Here is a 22,023-nt window from a genome sequence, read left to right on the forward strand (position 1 = left end):
GCACATTAATTAAAGAAAAAATCATAAGCGGACCTAACCGGTCTTTTTTATTTTTTATCCATTCGGAACGTTTGTTCGTATATAATGATACCGAGGAGATGACGGATATGGCAATTCGTGACCGCGGAATGAAAAAGTGGCAGTTCGCGTTCGGGCATCCGGAACTAATCAAGGGACAGCGTGATCTAGGGCGCGACCAGGAACGGATAGCAAAGCCGATAGTCGACGCCTATGAGCTCGAGGAGTTTGATTCGCGGATAGCTTACGCAATGGAGATTAACCTGGCGGTGGTCGGACGGATTTACTTCGGATATAAAAGGGCATGTACATTACGTGGATCCTTTAACACATCAGATACGGATTGAGACGGAGGATGGTTCGTTTCACAGGATTGCACTCGAGGATGTAGTCGGAGTGGTTGTCGTAGATTAAACAAAATAGCAAAGCTTAAATTATCATTGTATTTACATAATTATATCAATAAGGCATTTCTCAAATAGTATATGCTTAATTCGTATCATACTTTAGGAGGTGCTTTATTTTGTACAAATTGCAATTTGTTAATGCTTACACCTCAGACATACTAAGAGAAGTTGATTATGAAAAGCCAGACATCATTAACAGTTTGATTGAGCAGCTTGAAGAAAGAAATAGTACTGATGTATTTTTAATGGATAGTCAACAACGACTATTTAGAGCTGATTATGTTTCATGTAAAGAAGTCAATGAGCAAGATAATCATGTTTATAAATTTTTCTTCAAAGTAAAATTACATAACGTACAACCGATTTTGGCAAGGAGAAATTAATATTACTTACATTTAATTACCATCAAATATAGTAAATGCCTCATGGTACAATTTATTATGAGGTGTTTTATATGTTTGTATCACCTATGTTATTGCATAAAACAGATTGTCCATTTGACGATGATGAATATATCACAGAACTTAAATTAGACGGCATTCGTTTAATCTTATCGAAGTTTGATGACAAGGTTCGCTTATATACCCGACATAATAACGAAGTAACCGCAAAGTTTCCCGAACTGCTTTCGATCGATATTCCAAACGGCACGGTAATAGATGGCGAGATTATCGTAACTGATTCCGAAGGCAAACCAGATTTTGAGGCGATGATGGAGCGATTCCAGTCGAAAAGGTCAGCTCACCGTATCCAGTATTGCGTGTTCGATGTTATTTATTACAAAGGAGATAAAGTCGCTAATTTACCGTTAGTTGAGCGTAAAGAACTCCTCGAGTCATTCTTGCAGCCTACGCAAGAAATCGTTCTTGTCCAATGGATGCATGGAAATGGCGAAGCATACTTTAAATTAACGCAGGATCATTCATTAGAAGGCGTTGTATTAAAGAAGGCTGACTCGGCCTATAAGATTGGCAAGCGATCACACGACTGGCTAAAGGTGATTAATTATCAATATACTGAAGCGTTTATCACCGGTATGAGAAAAGACGAATTCGGCCTATTGCTTGGCGTTGAAGAGGGCGGCAAGATAAAGCCGGCTGGTATTATGGAGTTCATGAATCAAACGGATAGGCGAACGTTTTACCAACGCTATCGCAATCTAATTATCGAGGAAAATAATAAGTTTATCTTTATCGATCCGCAGCTTAAATGCCGTGTAAAGTTCCGTAATTATACGAAGGATGGGAAGCTGAGAATTCCGTCTTTTGTTGAATATATATCGTAAGATTTTCGTCACCCTAGCCGGTGGCGTTTTTTATTTTTTATACACACAGAACATGCGTTCGTGCTATAATAAACACGAGGAGGGGCGGAATATGTCCGAAGTGACTATCGAAATTCATTATTCAGCAGGCAGCCGAATAACGCAGAAAGGTTCCTTTCCGCTCAGAGGTAAACGGCCAGAACAAGTTGCCCTGGCGTTTTGGAAGCAGATCCGGAAGGAAATGTCCTATCACGCGATATTAGAGAAGGTCCTTATTGGTGGCGGTGAGGATATTACGCAGCTGGTGAAGGTTTTACAAACGCACGAATGGCGCAATGTTGATGGCGTGGATCTACCGTTTTAACGTGGACATTGTCGGAGTGGTTGTCGTAGATTAAATAACAAAAACGGCAGCATAGATTCACTACCGTTCTGTTTTCTTATTAAACGGGATTTGGCGGGACCAACAGATTATGGAATATCGAGTTACCCTCTTGTGGCACACCGGCAGCGTTAATCCCAAATACGTTGACGCGCATAGGTGACGGTGGAACGACAGGTACCGGTGGAAGAAACGGAATTCTCACACGCACCTCAAAAATCGGAACTGGCGGTACCCAAGGAGTACGAGGTGTGCCATAAACGGTCACCGTAGTTTGTGGTTGAATGGTAAAAGTAAGCGGTGTGAAGGTTAGCGGTGGTGCACATTCTGGGCTAGATATAGGGTCACAACATGTCGGGTCGGACAATGGTTCACATGGCGACGGATCAGCAGGTGCGGCTAATACTGGTGATGATCCATCTTCTGAATTCGAAGATTCATCAGAACTTGAGCTTGAGCTTGAGGATTCGTCATCGGAACTGGATGATGACTCGTCAGATGATTCATCAACTGAGCTTGGTGCATTTCCGCAAGTATACGCAAACTTGCCATATTCAGGGTGGTCACAGGTTGTCCAATCAAGGATAGAAACCGTGACTTCCTGGGGCTTGTCCGATTGATTCAGCATCGATACTATAACGAAGTCCGTATTGGGATTTCTCCAAACTGGACCTGTTGTCAATGTGATGTCTTTATCATGATGATGAGACAATAAGAAAAACCTCCTTCTAAAATTAAACGTACACAATACTTTATGAATGTTGGCTTAAATAATTAACGACAGTTGACCTACCGTGTGATTCTTTTCGTATTAGCTGAAAGAGTGGTTGTCGTGGATTAGGACGTAAAAAAGCGCCAATAAATGACGCTTTTAAGAAGTGAAATGGTTTGAATCCTACCCGTTGCCCCCACTTTTATATTATGTAATGTGGTTAATGTTCGGCAGAGACAAATGCTGATAGAAACGAAAAAAGGCGAGTTTCACCGGATTGCATTCGATGATGTTGTCATTGATTAACAAAAAAGAAGCGTCTATTTAAGACGCTTCAATTTAGCTATACTTATCGACGAAGTACTATATCTTATGCAAAAAATAACGATAACTAATGGACAAAAGCGGAGTTAATTATTAAGCTTCTGTTAATTTAGAAATAGCGGACATTACTGTATATACCTACTAGGAGTATATAATAGAAGTTTAGAACGTTATCTTGCGTAATGTACAAAATATTACATTTCCGCAAAACTCGGTGGGAAGTGGCGGAAATATGCCGTAGAGTATCGTTGTTACTGCGTTTAAGTAAACGGGAGGGGTTCCGATTTCTTCCCATTTCATCAAACCATATAAATGTTATACGTAATAATAGTGAATAAGTTATACAATCGCATGCAAAGCGAAGTGAATACGAATTGTTTACGGTAGTGACACACTTTCGACAACCATCGGCATCCGTTCGCCCCCCCCAACCCCGGCCGGCCCAGCCCCTTCATTTGACGTTTCTAACTTGCGCATAATTTTTCTTCCTCGATAGGTCAAACGTCACAAAAAGCATTGAAATATTTATGTTATTTAGTATAATATACTTATTATTGGATTTGGTTCGAGCGCTAGCCATTCGTTTGGTTGGCGCTCTTTCCCTTTATTGAGCGTAAAAAAAAGACCGAAGCCTAAACTTCGATCATAAGGATGCATCGCTAATTTCCTCGTCAGTAATCCCGATATAAGCCAGCGTTATCTCAGGCGAACTATGCCCGAAAATAGCCATGATTGGCGTGATATCAACACCTTTCTTATGAAGCTGGTATCCGAACGTCTTGCGGAGTGAATGGCAGCCGATCGAACCGATCATATCAAGGATTCCGGCCTTCTTTTCCCGAAGAGGATTCGTCCGACCTACAGTTTAGGAAACTGAAGGTTATTTTATTGTTTCTCTCTGCGCTTATCCAGAGCTTCTGCAGCTAGCCTTGCTTTTTCTCTAGTAGTATTTATGTAAAGTAAAGAAATATCAGAAGAAGTATGCCCCAGTTGAGACATAATCAATGGGATATCTCCATTAGTTTGTTCAGCAAGATTTGTTGCATAAGTATGTCGCAACTTATGAGGAGACATCCTTTTGTCAAACGATTTTGTGTATTTATAAACGATATTCTCAATAGCACGATTCGTAAGAGGTTTAGGCTCGTTTTTGTAAAGTTTGAGATATACATACTCATTTTCATTGTTCCCAGCCTTGTATCTTTCATTTCTAATAGAGAGATATGTTTTTAAGTCATCTAGGCTAGAGGGAGTTACTGAAACGGTATCTTTCTTATTCCCTTTTCGTATCACACTGATCTCTTTAGAAGTGAAATCAATATCCTTAATACGCAAGTTCGATAACTCATTTACTCGAATTCCTGTTCCTAAGAATAAAGAGAGGATACTAATATCCCTTTCTCTATCACGCTTAAAATATTTAAACTGAGAAGGGGAGAGGGAGAGTTCATATTCGCCCTTTATGTAGTCTAAAAATTCAAGGTCTTTTTCTCCAATAAATATCTTATCTGTAAGGTTTTTAGCTCGTTCATTAAAAGTCTCCGTTACTTTGGTTACTTCTATTTTTTGCATAACATTTCGATGGAAGTAAGGCTCATTATTGTCTAATTCCGCTTCGATAGTCATGTATTTAAACAAGGAACGGAGGGAGGACTTATGACGATTTACTGTCTTAGGATTAATTTGCTTTGTTTCATCACCTGATACTTTAAATTTTTTCCTCGCTAAAAATTTAAAATAATTCCTTGCTTCATCTAATGTAATTGAAGAAAGCACATCTGGGGGAATATCCTTAATTCGATCACACTTCGCAATGCCTTCCGTTATAAGCCAATTAAAGAAATCACGATAATCTCTAACATAATTAAATAGGGTGATGGAAGAGCGGATATCTTGTTTAGCATCTACGTATTCCACCACATAAGAGGGCATTTCATTAAGTAAAATTTCTAATTGGTTTTCGTATTTTTCATGTTGTTTGGAAATTTCCATTCAAAGCACCTCATAAGAAATAATACCTCAATTATAGAACAATTGTTCGTATAATACAATTTTTACGAATTATTGTTTACATAATTATATTACGAGAAACAATAATTAATACATAAGAATTGTTTTTGTAAATTGGAAAAAATCAACTAAATGATTCTCTAAAATTTTCTGTAAAATAGTTAAGTTAATCTCTTGATAATCATGAACTGCAATATTACGAAAACCCACCATATTTTTCATTTTTTGCGATAGAAAAGGGGGAAGAATACCTTCTTCCTCTAATAAGGAAAAAGCATCTCGGCTATTTTGAGGAAGGCCAAGTTTCTTCTCGGCTACTATATGCATAGACAGATCAATACTCGCTTCACAAGCTCGCTGCAAGTTCAATACAATGGAATCCTGTTTCGTATAATTCCTAAGGTTCTCGGGGTTATTTGCATACTCTTCATGAATACGTTTAATACATCGTTCAATAATGTTTACTTTATTTAAGATCACATCATTTTTCATAAATGGACCCACTTTCTGTTACATTTTTAAGTATTGGAGATCGTTCTTCGTTTAATTTGGTGTACATTTTTAATGTTTTAAGCTCAAATTCGGCCTTTGTTTGGTCATCTGTACAGTAAATGACTTTTCCTGTATGAACCACCTGAGCTTGGAATACTGTGCTTGCTTGATATAAATCAATTAAGTCTACATCACGATTACACTTTGCTGCAATTTCTTGTGCAATCAAAAATAACTCATACTTATCTAAATTTTTATTATTGCTTAGAAAAGCAATATCGATATCGCTGTCTTTATGTAAATTACCTTTAGCTGTTGATCCGAATATATATATTAAGAATGGAGAGACTTTATCTGTTAATGTTTCTACAATGATTTGTTCCATAATATGACTCATTGTCTAAAAACCTCCATAATTTTCTTTTATTATAACATATGTCTTTAATCATTTCGATTATTCGTAAAATTAGTGTTATACGAATAGTATTTTTATATACCTTCAAACCCTGCAGTAATTTGAAAAGCACTAGGTATCAATTTTATTTAATGTTTTAATCATTATATAGATTATGATTTCCCTTTTATAATTTGAATAGCGAGAAAAGATATTATCAAAAATTCGATGCCTTCAAAACATATTATTGAATACATCTGAGAAGCCTTATCTTAATTATTTGAACAGCAACCACCAAAAGTCTCTCTATATATAATTCTTGAAGTGAATTCACAAATTGAGTGTCTGCATCAAGAATTCTTTACCATGAAATCCATATTCAAGCCATAAATAATATAAAGATGCCCCTTTCAGAAGGAGCCTTCCATCTTTTCAATTTATTATAAAAAAATTTTTATTTGTCAATTCATAACCTATTTTTTTTTACAAATTTATAAAATAGGGCCATAACTTCTATGAATCTTTTATCTTCATTTAAAACTTTCCTTTATAATGCACGTCTATATACTGAAAGCATCTCCTTTTTTCTTGATTTCCTCATATGCTTCCCTTCTATATAAAAATCCGCTACGTTTAAGCAATCAATTGTACTTTCTGTAAAGCTTCAAATCATAGCGGGTTTTTCTTTAAACTCTTATTTTCTTATACCATAATTAAAAAATAGAATTAGGGAAACTAAGAAAACCACTATTAATATTAAAGCGATTGCTAACGAAGTGGAGGTAAGAATGAAAATCAAAGATAGAATCATGATAGTAATTAAAATATAACTAGTTTTTTTTAGCTTTTTCTTCTGATGTATATCAAAGAATCCTGTTATTAATATTATTAAAATTACAAAAGCTGTTGGAGCAGCGATTTTTAAAAAAATATTATTCCTTCCTATCCCTAAACCTAAAAGCAAGAAAATGGTAAATATAGTAGTGAATGCATACCCTATAGGCAGAACAATATCTTTCAGTTTATTAAAAAGATAATCTATCCCTTCAATTCCAGACTTTATAGGATAGAGACTTTTATTTTCATTACTAAAGTAAATAATTTCTTCATATATTGTTGCTTCAATTCTATCGATTTTTTGTATTTCTGTTATTGCATTGTCTTTAATATAGCTTTTAATTTTTCTAATTAAATTTCCATCCATTATTGTGAAACATTCATATAAGGTTGCATAATATTCTTCTAATTTCCCACTATTTGTTTTATATTGATGAGATATGGCTAATACTTTACTTAAATTTGTCAATGCCTTGTCTGTTTTTGTTGCTTTTAATTCTTTATTTTTCTGATATTGTGTTTTAAATTCTTTCTGAAGCCAAACAAATAATGCTATAATTATTAGCCAAAATGTCACTTCTAAAGGTTGCATATTTGTAATTTCAACAACTTTATCGAAAACTTTCTCTAATTTCATTTGGATATTCTCCTTTATGTGTTTAATTGTAATTATTAATTTTTCTAACTATAGACGACTGATCTGTTACCCTATTCATAGTCTCATTTTGTTTACTAGTAAATTAAATTTAAAATGTGTTACCAAAAAATATCTCTTACTATTATATGGCTGGTTAAACACCAAAAAGTATTATCAGCATATTGATTTATTCAAAACAAACGTTCAAGGTAATAGTCAAAAAAGGAAACCTTTCTTTAAAGATCGGGGGCATTATCGAACAAATCTAATTTTTTCTACACCAGAAGCCCTTAGCTCTTCCCCCTCCCTAATATGGGAAGGCTCAGCTGATTTAATTAAAATGTTAAAGGACTAGAAAATTTTTCTAGTCCTTTTTATTATACCAAACACTTTTTCTACTAACTATTTACTATTCATAAAGTCCTATTTTACGAATTTTTATTCTCCTCATCAAATAGTGTTATAATAAATTTTCGAAACACTTCAAATTCATTGGGCAAGTATTTATCTACAATTTTGTGAGTCGTAGCAGTAAGAAAAGTGCGACCTAAATTTATTGGCATAAGTGACAGCTCTGCTTTTCTAATGGGTTGTAATATTAAGTTCTTACCCGGAGTTGAAAGGTCTGTAATTGAATTAAGCCCATGAGCCTCGGCAGACATTCCATTGTACAAGATATTATGTACTTTCTGTAAGGAGGTTTCTTTTGACAGTTCTCCTAGACTTTTAGGACCATTAAATAATGAATACCATTTTGGTGGATATCTAAGGTTTAATCTTTTCATGGTATTTTGTATTTCTATTTTATAATTCTTAAATTCTTTATCAAGCAATTGGTTATTTTTTTGTAGTTTTAGTAATAAAATTTCCTTTTCTAGTAAAGGGTGTGTGCTCTTCAATTGTTTTTCAATAAATGTTATCTCTTCAAACAACCAAGTGCTATAGTAAGATCGGGCTCTAGATTTGAATTCTTTTTGATTTTCAAGTATAAACTCAAGTTGCATAAAGATTTCATATGCAGATCTAATAACCGAAGTTGAAGGACTGTCCAGTCCACTGTCAACAAGAACTAAGATACCATCAATGTTTTCAATTAATTTTCTGTAAAGAGTTAACACAGTAATTTCTTCGTATGATATTAAACTAATTTGAGCCAGTTTTTTTAATGTAGAATGACTATACCTAATCACTTTACTAAGCTTATTTAATTCGTCCGGAAAGTCTAAGTCGAATAATGAATAAGATAAACTATCCATTTATTTCTCCTTTTTATTCAATATCATCTATTTTTTTTATCGAGAGTATATCTTCAGGTGTAATTATTTTATTCTCCTTTAAATAAACCATCGGATGGTCCTTAGGATATGAATAAACTATGGCATCAAAAATTAATAAAAACTCTAAAGCTTTTAATATGAAGAACTCCTGTTTTTCTTGTTTAGTAACATTTTCATTGTCAAATGTGGAATGATGGATATCATCTAGTTTTACCTTAAATGAAATAAAACTTGGTACTGACTGCCTTTCCCATTGAAATTTTATGTCTTTTCCTAATAGACTTCCTAAATGGCTTATAATTTCCGGACAGTTTCTAATTTCCCTTATATTCGAATCCTCGCCTATGGAATATGCAAATAGGTATCCGTTGATACACTGATCACGTTTATATCGGACCTCAAGATAGTTGGACGTAACTCTTTTACAGTTATACTCAAAAAAGGGAAAACCATCTTGGTCCAACTTAAATTCAATATCGTTCTTTTGTAAGAATTCCTTAAAATAGGTAAATGGCATTTCAGCGAGAGTCTTAAGGTTGTAGATTCCTTGTTCTAAGAAACTCGATTTGTTAATTAAAGAAGTAGCATGGTGAATTACAACCTCATCATATGCAAAATTTGAAATTCTAAAGTAATCTTTAATATATTCAATAGTTGGACGCTCAAATTGTACAAACCCATTAATAGGAGGTTTTATTCTATAATTATTATCACCAACAAAACCTACTACGTTGCCCCCTAAAATATTTTCTAAAGATTTATATATTGTTTCTACGCTAGTGCAGTTTAAGATTTTTGACACATATATACCTCCATTACCTTTTCAAGTTTTGAGCTATGGATAATTATACCACACAGTTACTTTCGCAAAATGTGTATTATACGAATAATTAAATTATGAATAATCTCCCCTATTGAAAGGAGCAATTTTGTTCACCGACATAAATCTCTAGACAAAAACAACAAGAATATTTGTACAATACCCTTTTGAGAAAATTTAGGACAAAAACGTTTGTACAAAAAAAGACAAGAATGTTTGTACAAACTTTTTCTCTTTATGGATTTTTTTATAAAGAATAACATTTGAACGGTAGAAGAAATGTCCATTTATTTCGGAATTTAACTGGTTACAAACCTCACCTTTTCCCCCAACACCATACATTGCATTAAGCTATTATAATGCATGCTAGACAAGATGTGTTAAAGTTGTTTGTATTGTCCAGCATATTTTATTTATGTAATCTAAAGATTCGCTTCGCGCGAAAATGACAATCATTTGATTAATGAATAAAGCAATTACAAAATAAAAAAAATGCTTGGCATCCACAGTATAATTCCCTACAAACTAAGTAGGTACATACAAATCTTTCAAATAGACTACCTCTACTTAATATGGTTCACCATACTAATAAAACTGGCAATGTGATTTGAAATATCATGGAAAAAAGATGCATAATTCAATCCAGAATATAGAATAAAGCGGCTCAAAAGTTGAGCCGCTTTATATTCCTGATGTTTAATTGGAAACCAATCAAGCTGTTCCCCTTTTTAGTAATTTAATGGGGAGTATCGTTTCCATTGGGGGGGCCTCGCCCGCAATCTGTTGAATTAGATACTGAACTGCTAATTCACCCATATCTTTAATCGGTTGTTCAATTGTTGTTATTTCACAATTTTGGAAATAACCCTGTTCAATTCCATCATAACCTACAACTCTAACTTGGTCTGGTATACTTTTTCCTAACCGATGACATTCTCTTACAACTTCCATTGCAATAATATCACTACTAGCAAATACGCCGTCAACATCGGGGTGCTCTTTAAATAAAGCATGAACCAACTTCCGGTAATCTTCTAAGTTAAATCCATTTACGTGTGTTTGCTTAACAACGTATTCAACTCCATTTGCTTTCACTTGCTCTAAAAATGCATCATGTCTTTTTGTAGCCAATAAATTCAATTGTAGATTTCCACTGATGTAAGCAATTTTTCTGCACTTTTTATCGATTAGTACCTTGGTGGCAAGTTTCCCACCCTCATAATTATCGGATGAAATACAAGGAATGGAATCAGTAATTTGTCGGTCTATCGTTACAATTGGCAGTTTGATTGACCGATATTCTTCCACTCCCATCGTATGACTACCCAAAATAATTCCATCCACTCTGCTTGCTTTTAACAGGTCAAAATACTCTTTCTCCTTCCTCTTATTCAACAAGGAATTGCAAAGGAGTATCTTATAACCGTGACTGTAAGCGTAATACTCGATATTTTTCGTAAGTTCTGCAAAGAAAGGGTGAGATACATCCGGGATAATCAGTCCTATAATATTGGACTTTTTACGGGATAAGGAACGAGCTATTTCATTAGGTTGATAGTTCATCTCCTCCATAGCATCCTGAACCCTTTTTTTTAAATTGTCACTTATATATCCTCGGTTGTTTAGAACCCGGGAAATGGTTGTAACCGAAACACCTACCTTTTCTGCGATATCTTTAATTGTTACTGCCATTAAATTTAACTCCTTTTCCGAAAAGCTAATTTATTTCAGTGCCCCTTGAGTGATTCCTTTGATAATGTATTTTTGAAGCAACAAGTAAAGCACCAACACAGGGATAATCGTCATAATTAACCCGGCCATCAATGGAGCAAAATCCACAGAATAGGAGGAGAAGAAACTAAATACGGATAACGGCAAGGTTCTTAATTCTGGAGATTGTAAAATTAAACTAGGCAACAAGTAATCATTCCAAATTGCGAGCACATCTAAAATACAAAGGGTTACGATGATTGGCTTCAAGAGCGGAAAAACAACCAAGAAGAATGTTTTAAATCTTGAACAACCCTCGATAAAGGCTGCTTCCTCCAATTCAAATGGTATCCCTTTTATAAAGCCGTGGAATAAAAAAATGCCAAAAGGGACCATAAAACCGATATGCATAAATATTAAAGTCGACCTCATATTAAGAAGTCCCAACTCTCCATAGATTTTGACAAGTGGAATCATTAGGACCTGGAAAGGAAGTGTCATAGATGACAAAATAGTAAAGAATAGTATTTTATTGATTTTCCATTTAAAACGAGCGAACAAGTATCCAGTCATCGAGGAAAAAATAATAATAAAAATGGTGCTTACCATAGTAATAATTATCGAATTTAAGAAACCTCTTGAAAAATCCATACTATTAAAGGCATTAATAAAATTATCCGATTTAAAGCTCTCTGGAAATGAGAATGGATTCTCCACAAACTGCTGTGTTGTTTTAAATGAATTCATGACAATCAAGATAAATGGAAGTAAAAATATTATTAGTGTAATAAACAAAGAACCTGCCTTTAAAAAAGAAAGAACACGTTTTAAACCAATACCTTTGTCCTTGACATCATTTACAGATGAAACCTGATTAAATTGGTAAGAGCTCCTTTGTAAACTCATGCTTCTACCTCCCGCTTCTTAAGGAAATACGTTTGTGTCAAAGCGATTAGTGCAACAACAACAAACAGCACAATTGCTTCTGCTTGTCCCGTCCCATAGTCATTAGAAAGGAATGCTTTCTGAACGATATGGTAAGAGACCATTTCTGTCGAATTAAAAGGTCCTCCCTTTGTTAAGGAGAGGTTAACATCATAGGCCAAGAACGAACGGGTGATTGAGATGAAAATACAGATTACTATCGATGGTATAGCAAGTGGTAAGATGATCTTAGCAAGTTTTTGAATGCCATTCGCACCGTCTATTTCGGCTGCCTCCAAGATGTCTTTGGGCACACCAGCCAGACCAGCAATATAAATAATAATAAGATAACCGACTAATTGCCAAACTGACGCAATCACTAATGCCCAGAAAGCTTTGTCAGAATCACCTAACCAAGATTTTTCGAATATTTCCCAACCAAATTTACCGCCTATATACGGAAATACTTGCGAGAATAAAGTCTGCCACAAATACCCCAGCACAATTCCGCCAATTAAATTCGGAGTAAAAAAGCCTGCACGGATAAATTGAGACCCTCTTAATTTTTTTGTCAGCGCCAAAGCTATAAAAAATGCGATTACATTGGAAAATAGCAAGCAAAAAAAGGCATATTTGATTGTAAACCACAATGAAGTTAAAAATGCCTCGTCTTTAAAAACCTTTACGTAATTACTGAATTGAACAAATGTACTTTCCCCCGTACCAACACTCCAATTCGTAAATGTCAAATACAGTCCGTAAATGAATGGAATCAGAACAACAGCGAGAAAGGCGAATAGAGCTGGACCACCAAACAATAAAAATGTTCCCGTATTCTTTAAAAGATTTTTATTTATCATCAAGTATTCCCTCCTAACAATGATGGGAAAAAGTAAGCTACTTTTTCCCATCTCTTTAGGTCAGTCAACCCATTTATTTTTTGGTTGATTTCCAATAATTTTCCACTTCTTCCGCAAGTTGCTCACGATTAATCTTTTCTACTAAATACTTTTGCATAGAAGCTCCCGTCTTAGCCCAATAGTCCTGTGGTAAATAGTTGATGACACCAATATTAATCACTTTACCTTGACTTACATATTTAGATACTGCTTTAGATAGGATATTGGTACTTGTTGCTTTTACATCCTTGTAAGGCATGGATAACCCCATTTTTGTTATAATTGCATCTTGGCCTTCTTTGCTTGTAACCATCCATTCAATCAAGTCTTTTGCTGCTTGTTGCTGTTCTTTTGTTGAGCCAGAATTATCAATTGCAAACAACTTTGGTTCACTAAAAGCTACCTGAGAGTTGCCAAAGTCTTCTGGATTATTACTGATTGGAACCGGAATAACGCCGAATTCTTTATCTCTTCCTTTAAGATTTCCAATTACTGCCCACGTCCAGTCACCCATAAAGTAGAATGCAGCATTGCCTTTTGCAAAATCGGCACTATCTCTATTATAATCTGCTACTAGTGGATCATTTTTTCTAGCATTATATTTCTTTAACAAATCAAAAGTATCCATCAAACCAGTAAATTGCGGATTGTCTGTCAATTTGACTTTGCCACTTTGCATATCCTCTACAAACTTGCGATTCTTTTCCATATCATCCGATTGCAAAGAATAGGACAATGCTAAGTAGTGAGCTCCTAAAGACCAATCAGCACCATGGAGCATGACAGGCTCCTTGCCTACAGCTTCAATTTTCTTAAAGAGCGATTCCAAATCATCGCGGGTTTTGATGGAAGCTGGATCGAATGTCCCGCCAATAGCTTCTTCTACTACTCGTTTATTATATAATAAACCGTAACCTTGGGCTGTCCATGGGATACCAAGGAACTTTCCATCCAAGATTCCTCCCTCAACAGCCCCTGGATTTGTAAGACTTTCATATTTAGCTTTCTCAGACTCTAAATCTAAAAATTTATCTTTATATTGCACAATAGTTCCCGGATCCAGGTTTGCGATGGTAGCAGGGGTACCAGAGGCTATTAATGATTGGAATTTTTCTATTTGTTGTCCACCAATCGGTGTTGGAATTAATTCCACCGTCACATTTGGATTTAGTTCATGATATTTCTTAAAAAGGTCCTCAAACACAGTATTTACTTCAGCTGAAGTATTAAAGAAGGTAATTTTAACTCCTTTATCACCATTCGTTGTTCCCGAGGATTCTTCCTTATCAGAACACGCTGCCAATGAGGCAAGTAACAAAGCAGAAATGACTCCTAATTTCAAAAACCTTTTAATTTTCAAAATTGATTCCCCCTTTTTTAAGAAAACGCTTTCTATGTATACATGATAACCGGTTATCATATAGTATGTCAACCGGTTATTATAATTTGCTATTTAATTCTGATTCCAAGAAGTTTGGCGCATGGGACCAAAACTTAATGACTGAATGGCATATTCGATATAGAGGCAGAGGTGTAATGATTTACTGGCATGTAGCTAAACATTCAACTTGTATCTATTCCCAATTGAAATCTTGCTCCTCTTCTGAAGTGGCATCCATGATTGAAAGTGTTTTGAAGCATTGTACGAGCATGGAAGTTGAAAAGAATTATGTAGATAGCCACGGTCAAAGCGAGGTAGCATTCGCATTTTGTCACCTTTTGGGTTTTCAGCTAATGCCAAGATTAAAGTCTATCCACTCTCAAAAACTGTATAGGCCAGATAATGTATGAGTGACGCTTTCCCCAATTTACATCCCATTCTTACAAGGCCTATTAACTGGGAATTGTTTCGTCAGCAATATGACCAGAAGATCAAGTATGCCACGGCTTTACGTCTTGGAACAGCTGAAACAGATGCTTCTTAAAACGATTTACAAGACAACTTAAAACACCCTACTTACCAAGCCTTGGCAGAGTTAGGAAAAGTCATTATAACTATTTTCTTATGTGATTATTTAGATTCGGAAGATATGCGAAGAGAAATTAATGAAGGTCTCAATGTTGTAGAGAATTGGAACTCCACCAATGGATTTATCTTTTATGGAAAAGGTGGAGAAATTGCAACAAACAGACTGGAAGATCAAGAGGTTGCAGTTCTTTCCCTACACCTATTGCAAAACTGCCTCGTTTATATTAATGTACTCATGATTCAAACGGTTTTTTCAGAAAGGAAATGGTAGAATAAGATGACACCAGGTTTTGTGAATATATTGTAGATTTTTTTTGCGTTTTGTCTTTTTTAAGGAAATAGGATAAGTGATCTTGTTCATTCTAATAAAATGAACAAGATCACTTATGGTTATTATATATTCATTCTCTAAAATGGAGGAGTTAGATGAGAAGAATGACATCCACTTTCGTCCCTTTCCCCACTTCACTTTCGATACTTATTTCTCCTCCATGCGCTTCTATTATTTTATAACAAATCATTAATCCTAAGCCGATTCCTTCTTCTTTTATACAATAAAATGGTTCTCCAAGATATGGTATCCGTTCTTTTGGGATTCCGCATCCTCGATCAATAATGCTAATGCATACATGATGATCATCCGATTTTTTGACTTGAATTAAAACTTCTCCTCCCAGCGGCATTGATGCAATGGCATTTTTCAAGATATTGATCATCACTTGTTTTAATTGGTTCCGTTCAAAGGGAATCAAAGGAATTCCCGATTCAAACTCCGTTCTAATTTGGACATTGTTAAGCTTCGCTTGAGTTTGGAATAAGTGGGTAACCTGTTCAATTAACAGATACATGTTATTCGGACAAACCTTTACTGCCTGCGGCTTGGCTGCTGCCATAAATTCATTCGTAATGCCCTCAATTCGATTAATCTCTGATAATACTACGTCAATATAATGCTGGTTGTTCTCATTTTCCGTTGATTTTAGTAATTGAATAAATCCTTTTATTACGGTTAAAGGATTGTTCACTTCATGGGCGATGGCAGTATCTAGATGCCCTACAACAGCCAGCTTCTCCGATTTCCGTAATAATTCTTCTGTTTTTAAGCGTTCAGTAATATCACGAGAGGTAATCAGGACAACTTCCTTCCCCCAAAATTTAAAAACTTGGATATTACGCTCAACATTCATTTTTTTGCCTGATATAACAATTTCGTCTTGTAAAGTGAAAGAGTGTTTTCCTTCTTTGGTTTTTTTTATAAATGTCCTATACATTTTGGAATCTTGTGAAATAATATCGGTAATAGGCATCGAGAGAATTTCTTCCCTGCTGCGCCCCAATCGTTCACACACAACCGGGTTTATTTCAATTAATCGGGATGGAGTTCGATCCCCATTCAATTCTACTAAGAATACCGCATCAGGTGTCTGTTCAAATAGGATACGGTATTTCATTTCACTTTCTTTCAACGGTTCTTCTATTCGTTTACGGTCCGAAATATCCCTCAAGATAGATGCGAAAGCGGTTACATTACCTTTCGCATTTACAATGGGGGAAACGAAGATGCTGACATCAATGAGACTTCCATCTTTTCGCTGCCTAATCGTTTCAAGCGACATCACATGCCTGTTATTCACTATTTTTTGAAGGATTTCCGTATACTTGTCAACTAAAAAATGGGGAATAGTCGGTTTTTTTCTTCCTATTATTTCTTGTTCACTCCAGCCAAATACTTCTTCAAACGCTTTATTCACTTTTATGACATGATGTTTCAAATCAAAAATAATAATAGAATCCACTGTATTTTTAAGAAATAAGTCCAATTGTTGTCTGGTCCATTGCAGATCTTCTTGCGGGAAGTTTTTTACTTTTATATCGATTCGGTATCCATTTTTGTGCTTGATCGCCACATCATAATCCTGCGGTTTTCCTTTGATAGTTTTTTCAATGTTTTTCATTCCAGTTTCCTGATATCCTGGAAGAATTAGTGATGGAGGCGATGTCAGTTGAAGTTCTTTAAGCGTATAACCAATCATTCTTTCCAAAGCCGGATTCACATCCAATAAATTGGCTTGTAAATCACAAGAAAAGATTCCGTCAGGATTATGATTAAAAAGAGATTTATAAAAATCGGGCAACTTCATCGATTTTTTCTCCACATCTAATTTCTTGTCATCAAGTTTGCGGATGATAGCCCTCCTGTTTAAGCGATGCTTACTTGTTAAAGATGGAAGCCTTCCATCTATCACAGCAGGGAGGGAAGATTTTGAACCAATACTTGTTATAGTTGGAGGAATAACGTGAACAACGGAACCGATAAGCATTCCTCCATAGATAATGGGGGTTAGCTGAAAACGCCAAATACCATTTCGATGTTCATATTCCCAATACTGCCTTGACGCTAAGGTTAATGATAGAGAAGGAGTGCTGACCAAGTAATAGTTCGAATCAATCAAACCTTTTTCATATAATAAAGAGGATGCTTTAAATACCTTCCCTCCGCGGTCTAAAACGGCTAAACAGGACTTCGACTGCCAAGAAATATCTTTGCTTTGGTAATATTCGTAAAGCTTAAACCGTTCCCACTTTAATTGCTTGTGCAGCATCCCATTTACATCTTGTGCCGCTGAAATGACGACTAATAAGAAATAAGGATGGTTGACTGTCCATAGCCCGGTCAATTCAATGACTCCCAAAATTTTTTGAGTAGCTGGATCACGGATAGGGGCAGCTGAGCATGTCCAATTTTGTACCTCTTGACAAAAGTGTTCTCCGGCAAACACTTGAATCGGAGAACCAGTAGAAATGGCAGTTCCAATCGTATTCGTACCTATGCTATTTTCTGCCCAAGATGAGCCGGTGACAAAATTCATATCCTCAGCTTTGAGCATTAAAGACAAATCTCCGTCTAAAGAAACAATATCTCCGGAAGGATTACAAAACGTTATCAAATGGCCGGAATCCATATACATATCTTTTAATTTCGTAAGTACCGGTTTTAAAGTACGAAATAAAGGATCCGTTGCCACATACTCCTTAATTTCTTCTTCACTGAGGTTAATAGAAGTCTTACTTTGAAGGGGACTGATTCCCAGCTCCAAACAACGCTGCCATAAATCATGCATTAGGGGGAGGATTGATGGGGTTGCGTTAATACCAGAAACAAACTTTTCCCATTCATGTTCAAGCTTTTGCCTTTCTACATTCGGGCAAGTATACTGATCCAGAGCTATTAGGTTATTCATTATCATAGCTATCCCCCCAAAGATATAATTGTAGTTAGTTCATAAGCAACTGCGAAATTTACTATATCATTTTTCTTGTTATCGTGAGCAATGAATGAAATTTTCAAATAAAAATTCCTTTAGATAATAGAATCATATTATTGAAAAATAAATTTTAATATTCAGTATTTTCTGCATTTCAACATTTAATCATTTACATATACCTAATTTAATAATTCCTTAAGAGGGTTTCATTAATTTTTGTGCCTAGGAGCACTAGATTTCGGTTTTAAAATGTGCCTTCAGAGAGGGATTATTAACTTCTGTTTTTATATTTTAATAGAGTTTTTTACTCAATTTTCACTATTATGTGTAGCCCATACTATAGCCTTTTCAATATAATTATTCCAAAAATCAAACGTATGGTCCCCTTTTGTTTCTCTATAAATGACATTCACTTTTTTTGAAACTAAAAAATCATGAAATTTTTGGTTTACATCTAACAAGAAGTCCTCAGTTCCACATGCCATATATATTTCGGGTATTTCCACTTTAGTCTTTATCAATTTAAGGACGAGTGCCTCCGGATCTCGATCACTGCCCATAAGCAGATTTAAGTCACCAAAAACTCTTCTATAATAATTATAATCTGCCACTTCATCTTTATAGTCGGTAGATATTCCCGCTATTCTGTAAGTTATGATAGCGGAGGACAAGGCAATTATACGACTGAAATTACCAGCGTACTTTAATCCGTTGCGAATGGCTCCATATCCGCCCATTGATAATCCACCAATAAAAGTATCCTCTCGCTTAGTGGATAAAGGAAACATTTTTCGCGTAAACATCACCAATTCATTTCCAATATATTCACCAAATAATTCCCCTTTATCGTTGTCATCCAAATAAAAACTGTTTTCACCTGACGGCATAAACACAGCTATATTATATTTATGAGATAGTTCCCGAATTCTTGAAAGACTAAGCCAATCCAGATAATTACCAGAATATCCATGTAAAAGATAAAGAGCTTTAAATGGGCGCTCCTCAGTATTTTCATGCCCAAACATGTCAGTGCGGTCTAGCGGTAAGAGTGCATTAAATGTAACTTCCCTTTTTAAAGCCTTTGAGTAAAAATTAACTTGTGAGATGGCCAATTGATTCACTCCTAATGTCTAAATTTTTTTAATGAAGTCGAGGTTTATAAATAAAGGAACGGTTCTTTCGCATCAATAAAAGTGACAGGAATGTTCTTGACCAAAGGCTTCAACCATTCTGCCATATATTTCATGCCGAATTCCTCACTACGCTCATGGCCAATCACAATCATTCCCTTATCCATTCCGAGCATTGTTGCATCATTGACATAAGCACACAATGTCCATTCTGTTATTTCACCACAAACCATAACATCCAAGTTATGATTTCTCATTAACTCCATTGGCATTTGTTCTCTGCCTAAACCTAAGCTTCCTCCACCCACTAGTACCCCGACCTTTGAACATTTCATTTCAGGGTTGCCAACAATTTGAATAACATCCATTGATAGTTTCTGTTTAAAAAATCTGGCAAGTTCAGCCAAAGTAACTTCATTAATTTTGTATATGAAAGGTTGGTTCTCCTCCTGCAAATTATGTTCCCAGCCAATTTCTTTCAGAAGGCCATCATAAATTCTATCCGTTTTCGCCATATGCATATAATCATGGTACCGCCAAATTGCAATATTGTTTTCTTCGATTAACTTTTTCTTTGCAAGATATAACAGGTCATTCTCGAGCCAATCCGTCTCGTCCCTTCCCGTATAAAAAGTGGGTTCATGTGTAATGATCATATTTGCCCCGCCTTCAATAGCACGCTTAATAACGTCTATCGTTGCCATAAACGTTGTGACAATTCCTTGGACATCAGTATTAGGATTCCCGGATATTATCTGATCACCTGTTTTTTCAAGCCTCATATCGCCACATGAATCTGAGAGAATTGCCTCAATAACTTCTTGTACATTCATTATTATTCCTACTTTCATTAACATGACTGTCTTTTTAATAAATATAAGGGTGATACATTCCTTTCCTATTTATTAAAGCTGGAATGTATCACTAACACTATTAATTTGATATATTATTTCTTGGATTTTTTAATAGAAAGTCAGGCTGATTTATGATTATTTTCACCTTGTGCTTCTAAACCAAGATTCTTAGGAAGAATGAAAGATGCTAACATCCCTACGAACAATATTAATGCCATAACATACATAGCTCCTACTTGCGAACCTGAGATTGAAATAAAAATTCCAGCAAGATAAGGACCAGCAAATCCACCAAATGCTGAAGTAAATCCTGTTAGCCCCCTAGCTGCACCTTCAACTTCTTTGGAGAAAATAAGAGTAGGTATTGTATGAAAACTAGGCATAAAAGCCTGTATAAAAAAGCCAGCTACACACATTAAAACGATGTACAAAGCAGCATTTGTACTATTAGAAAAAAGACCTAAAATAACTAGAGAAATAGCAAACAACAGTAGTGGTATCCCCGTGCTAAGGCGGCGCTGCTTTATTTTCGCTGTTAATTTAGACCATACTGCCAATCCTAAAATAGCAGCAATCGATGGAAGTGCACTTAATAATCCTATATTACCAATACCTGCATGCGTAACAGACTGAATAGCTGTTGGCATCCAAGTAAAAAATCCTATCTGACCGAATACCGCACAAAAGCCAACGATACTCAAAGCCCAGCTATACTTATTTCTTAATAGATAGCCTAAAATAGGCAGAAGCTTATCCCCACTTACATTATTGCCCCCATCTTTCTTTAAAGCACTCTGTTCCTTTTGAATGGTTGTAGTAATATATTCTTTTTCTTCTTTGCTTAACCATCTAGCTTGTTCTGGTCTGTCATACATTACAGCAAACCATATTCCACCAATTATTAAACTAATAACGCCTAAAATCATAAACATCATTTGCCAATTGAACATTGCTATCAGAAATCCACCGATTGGTCCAGTAAGTGTTGCTGCAATGCCGGAGGCAGTAAACACTACAGCTATAGCTCGACTTCTTTCACCATCTTTTTCTGGAAACCAATAGGGTAAAAGAGTCATGATGCCTGGTACAATAGCTCCCTCTGCAACACCAAGTAAAAATCTGAGTACTATAAGTTGCCAACCGTTTGTAACAAACCCTTGTAGAATAGTTATTACGCTCCAGCATATCGTTGAAAAGCCAAGAAATTTTTTGAGTTTTCCTTTTTGAGCAATGTGTCCACCGGAGATCTGTAAAATCATACCTCCAATACCCGCGACTCCACCCGCAAGCCCAGCAATGCTTGCAGCAAAGCCTAAATCCTTCATCATTCCCCCAGGTAGGGCAATGCTTAGGAGTGAGTTACTTACAAATGAAAAAAAGCACATTAGAAATAATACAGGTAAAAAGTAAAGCCATCTTAACTTTGGTATTTTTTTTGTTTCAGACATTATAAACCCCCCTGTAATTTATACATCCTTAAATTCTTAATGATTTAATTTTATCTTCATCGAAAATAAATAATATTTTTACTACCCCTCCAAATTATTAATTGAAAGCGGTTTAGAAAACTTTTATAATAGTACGGCTGTCTCATAATTTGACAGCCGGTTACCTAAATACTTACAGCTGTATCTTTTATCTTTAATACATTTCCTCTTAGACTGCATGATTATTAGTTATGAATATTTATTAAACAT

General features: G+C 35.4%; 21 protein-coding genes and 1 pseudogene. 6 read left to right on the top strand and 16 right to left on the bottom strand.

Annotated elements, in window-relative coordinates; translation table 11 throughout:
• Nucleotides 1-71: 71 nt before the first annotated feature.
• The 5 genes from RCG21_RS31460 (at nt 72) to RCG21_RS31480 (ending at nt 2,053) form a co-directional block, all read left to right on the top strand.
• Entirely contained in the window at nt 72-365 is a 294-nt protein-coding gene (locus tag RCG21_RS31460) for a YolD-like family protein (RefSeq protein WP_308914719.1), read from the top strand.
• Nucleotides 334-432, top strand: coding sequence for a hypothetical protein (locus tag RCG21_RS31465; RefSeq protein WP_308914394.1), 99 nt, complete (start codon nt 334-336; stop codon nt 430-432). The genes RCG21_RS31460 and RCG21_RS31465 overlap by 32 nt, the downstream gene beginning before the upstream one ends.
• A 109-nt stretch (nt 433-541) precedes the next feature.
• Entirely contained in the window at nt 542-808 is a 267-nt protein-coding gene (locus RCG21_RS31470) for a hypothetical protein (protein ID WP_308914395.1), read from the top strand.
• 71 nt (nt 809-879) lie between these two features.
• Nucleotides 880-1,710, top strand: coding sequence for an ATP-dependent DNA ligase (locus tag RCG21_RS31475; RefSeq protein ID WP_308914396.1), 831 nt, complete (start codon nt 880-882; stop codon nt 1,708-1,710).
• 91 nt (nt 1,711-1,801) lie between these two features.
• Nucleotides 1,802-2,053, top strand: a complete 252-nt coding sequence (locus tag RCG21_RS31480; protein WP_308914397.1) for a hypothetical protein — start codon at nt 1,802-1,804, stop codon at nt 2,051-2,053.
• 79 nt (nt 2,054-2,132) lie between these two features.
• Here the strand turns inward: RCG21_RS31480 and RCG21_RS31485 are convergent, their stop codons facing one another.
• From RCG21_RS31485 to RCG21_RS31540, 12 genes are all read right to left on the bottom strand, one after another.
• Nucleotides 2,133-2,783 (bottom strand): hypothetical protein, encoded by a 651-nt coding sequence (locus RCG21_RS31485; protein WP_308914398.1) that lies wholly within the window; start codon nt 2,781-2,783, stop codon nt 2,133-2,135.
• A gap of 967 nt (nt 2,784-3,750) precedes the next feature.
• Nucleotides 3,751-3,930, bottom strand: a complete 180-nt coding sequence (locus RCG21_RS31490) for a tyrosine-type recombinase/integrase (RefSeq protein ID WP_372512798.1) — start codon at nt 3,928-3,930, stop codon at nt 3,751-3,753.
• A gap of 62 nt (nt 3,931-3,992) precedes the next feature.
• Nucleotides 3,993-5,099 carry a tyrosine recombinase XerS gene (xerS, locus tag RCG21_RS31495; RefSeq protein ID WP_308914400.1) on the bottom strand — a complete coding sequence of 369 codons (1,107 nt, stop codon included), beginning with the start codon at nt 5,097-5,099 and terminating at the stop codon, nt 3,993-3,995.
• A gap of 105 nt (nt 5,100-5,204) precedes the next feature.
• Nucleotides 5,205-5,609 (bottom strand): type VII toxin-antitoxin system HepT family RNase toxin, encoded by a 405-nt coding sequence (gene hepT, locus RCG21_RS31500; RefSeq protein ID WP_308914401.1) that lies wholly within the window; start codon nt 5,607-5,609, stop codon nt 5,205-5,207.
• Entirely contained in the window at nt 5,599-6,006 is a 408-nt protein-coding gene (mntA, locus tag RCG21_RS31505; protein ID WP_308914402.1) for a type VII toxin-antitoxin system MntA family adenylyltransferase antitoxin, read from the bottom strand. The genes hepT and mntA overlap by 11 nt, the downstream gene beginning before the upstream one ends.
• Nucleotides 6,007-6,697: 691 nt before the next feature.
• Nucleotides 6,698-7,477 (bottom strand): hypothetical protein, encoded by a 780-nt coding sequence (locus tag RCG21_RS31510; RefSeq protein ID WP_308914403.1) that lies wholly within the window; start codon nt 7,475-7,477, stop codon nt 6,698-6,700.
• A 428-nt stretch (nt 7,478-7,905) separates the two neighbouring features.
• Nucleotides 7,906-8,733 carry a DUF5677 domain-containing protein gene (locus tag RCG21_RS31515; RefSeq protein WP_308914404.1) on the bottom strand — a complete coding sequence of 276 codons (828 nt, stop codon included), beginning with the start codon at nt 8,731-8,733 and terminating at the stop codon, nt 7,906-7,908.
• A gap of 13 nt (nt 8,734-8,746) precedes the next feature.
• Nucleotides 8,747-9,556, bottom strand: coding sequence for a hypothetical protein (locus tag RCG21_RS31520; RefSeq protein WP_308914405.1), 810 nt, complete (start codon nt 9,554-9,556; stop codon nt 8,747-8,749).
• Nucleotides 9,557-10,285: 729 nt separating this feature from the next.
• Complete coding sequence (locus RCG21_RS31525) at nt 10,286-11,266, bottom strand: LacI family DNA-binding transcriptional regulator (protein ID WP_308914406.1); 981 nt, start codon at nt 11,264-11,266, stop codon at nt 10,286-10,288.
• A gap of 30 nt (nt 11,267-11,296) precedes the next feature.
• A complete protein-coding gene (locus RCG21_RS31530) occupies nt 11,297-12,121 on the bottom strand; it encodes a carbohydrate ABC transporter permease (RefSeq protein WP_372512799.1) in 825 nt (274 codons plus the stop codon).
• A 65-nt stretch (nt 12,122-12,186) separates the two neighbouring features.
• A complete protein-coding gene (locus tag RCG21_RS31535) occupies nt 12,187-13,068 on the bottom strand; it encodes a carbohydrate ABC transporter permease (RefSeq protein ID WP_308914408.1) in 882 nt (293 codons plus the stop codon).
• A gap of 73 nt (nt 13,069-13,141) precedes the next feature.
• Nucleotides 13,142-14,467, bottom strand: a complete 1,326-nt coding sequence (locus RCG21_RS31540; RefSeq protein WP_308914409.1) for an ABC transporter substrate-binding protein — start codon at nt 14,465-14,467, stop codon at nt 13,142-13,144.
• Between the two features lie 95 nt (nt 14,468-14,562).
• Between RCG21_RS31540 and RCG21_RS31545 the strand changes: the two are divergent.
• A pseudogene (locus RCG21_RS31545) lies at nt 14,563-15,344 on the top strand (Tn3 family transposase); the annotation flags it as partial.
• 154 nt (nt 15,345-15,498) lie between these two features.
• On the opposite strand, the gene RCG21_RS31550 reads toward RCG21_RS31545, so the two are convergent.
• The 4 genes from RCG21_RS31550 to RCG21_RS31565 form a co-directional block, all read right to left on the bottom strand.
• Nucleotides 15,499-18,324, bottom strand: coding sequence for a PAS domain S-box protein (locus RCG21_RS31550; RefSeq protein WP_308914410.1), 2,826 nt, complete (start codon nt 18,322-18,324; stop codon nt 15,499-15,501).
• A 326-nt stretch (nt 18,325-18,650) separates the two neighbouring features.
• Nucleotides 18,651-19,463, bottom strand: coding sequence for an alpha/beta hydrolase (locus tag RCG21_RS31555; protein ID WP_308914411.1), 813 nt, complete (start codon nt 19,461-19,463; stop codon nt 18,651-18,653).
• Nucleotides 19,464-19,498: 35 nt separating this feature from the next.
• Nucleotides 19,499-20,305, bottom strand: coding sequence for a Nif3-like dinuclear metal center hexameric protein (locus tag RCG21_RS31560; protein ID WP_308914412.1), 807 nt, complete (start codon nt 20,303-20,305; stop codon nt 19,499-19,501).
• A gap of 140 nt (nt 20,306-20,445) precedes the next feature.
• Nucleotides 20,446-21,774 carry an MFS transporter gene (locus RCG21_RS31565; protein ID WP_308914413.1) on the bottom strand — a complete coding sequence of 443 codons (1,329 nt, stop codon included), beginning with the start codon at nt 21,772-21,774 and terminating at the stop codon, nt 20,446-20,448.
• Nucleotides 21,775-22,023: the final 249 nt, after the last annotated feature.

The organism is Bacillus salipaludis, assembly GCF_030938565.1.
GTDB lineage: Bacteria > Bacillota > Bacilli > Bacillales > Cytobacillaceae > Neobacillus > Neobacillus salipaludis_A.

Coding starts and splice junctions, on each gene's coding strand:
- RCG21_RS31475 (WP_308914396.1), top strand. CDS start 880: ATGTTTGTATCACCTATGTTATTGCATAAAACAGATTGTCCATTTGAC.
- RCG21_RS31480 (WP_308914397.1), top strand. CDS start 1,802: ATGTCCGAAGTGACTATCGAAATTCATTATTCAGCAGGCAGCCGAATA.
- xerS (WP_308914400.1), bottom strand. CDS start 5,099: ATGGAAATTTCCAAACAACATGAAAAATACGAAAACCAATTAGAAATT.
- hepT (WP_308914401.1), bottom strand. CDS start 5,609: ATGAAAAATGATGTGATCTTAAATAAAGTAAACATTATTGAACGATGT.
- mntA (WP_308914402.1), bottom strand. CDS start 6,006: ATGAGTCATATTATGGAACAAATCATTGTAGAAACATTAACAGATAAA.
- RCG21_RS31510 (WP_308914403.1), bottom strand. CDS start 7,477: ATGAAATTAGAGAAAGTTTTCGATAAAGTTGTTGAAATTACAAATATG.
- RCG21_RS31515 (WP_308914404.1), bottom strand. CDS start 8,733: ATGGATAGTTTATCTTATTCATTATTCGACTTAGACTTTCCGGACGAA.
- RCG21_RS31525 (WP_308914406.1), bottom strand. CDS start 11,266: ATGGCAGTAACAATTAAAGATATCGCAGAAAAGGTAGGTGTTTCGGTT.
- RCG21_RS31535 (WP_308914408.1), bottom strand. CDS start 13,068: ATGATAAATAAAAATCTTTTAAAGAATACGGGAACATTTTTATTGTTT.
- RCG21_RS31550 (WP_308914410.1), bottom strand. CDS start 18,324: ATGATAATGAATAACCTAATAGCTCTGGATCAGTATACTTGCCCGAAT.
- RCG21_RS31560 (WP_308914412.1), bottom strand. CDS start 20,305: ATGAATGTACAAGAAGTTATTGAGGCAATTCTCTCAGATTCATGTGGC.
- RCG21_RS31565 (WP_308914413.1), bottom strand. CDS start 21,774: ATGTCTGAAACAAAAAAAATACCAAAGTTAAGATGGCTTTACTTTTTA.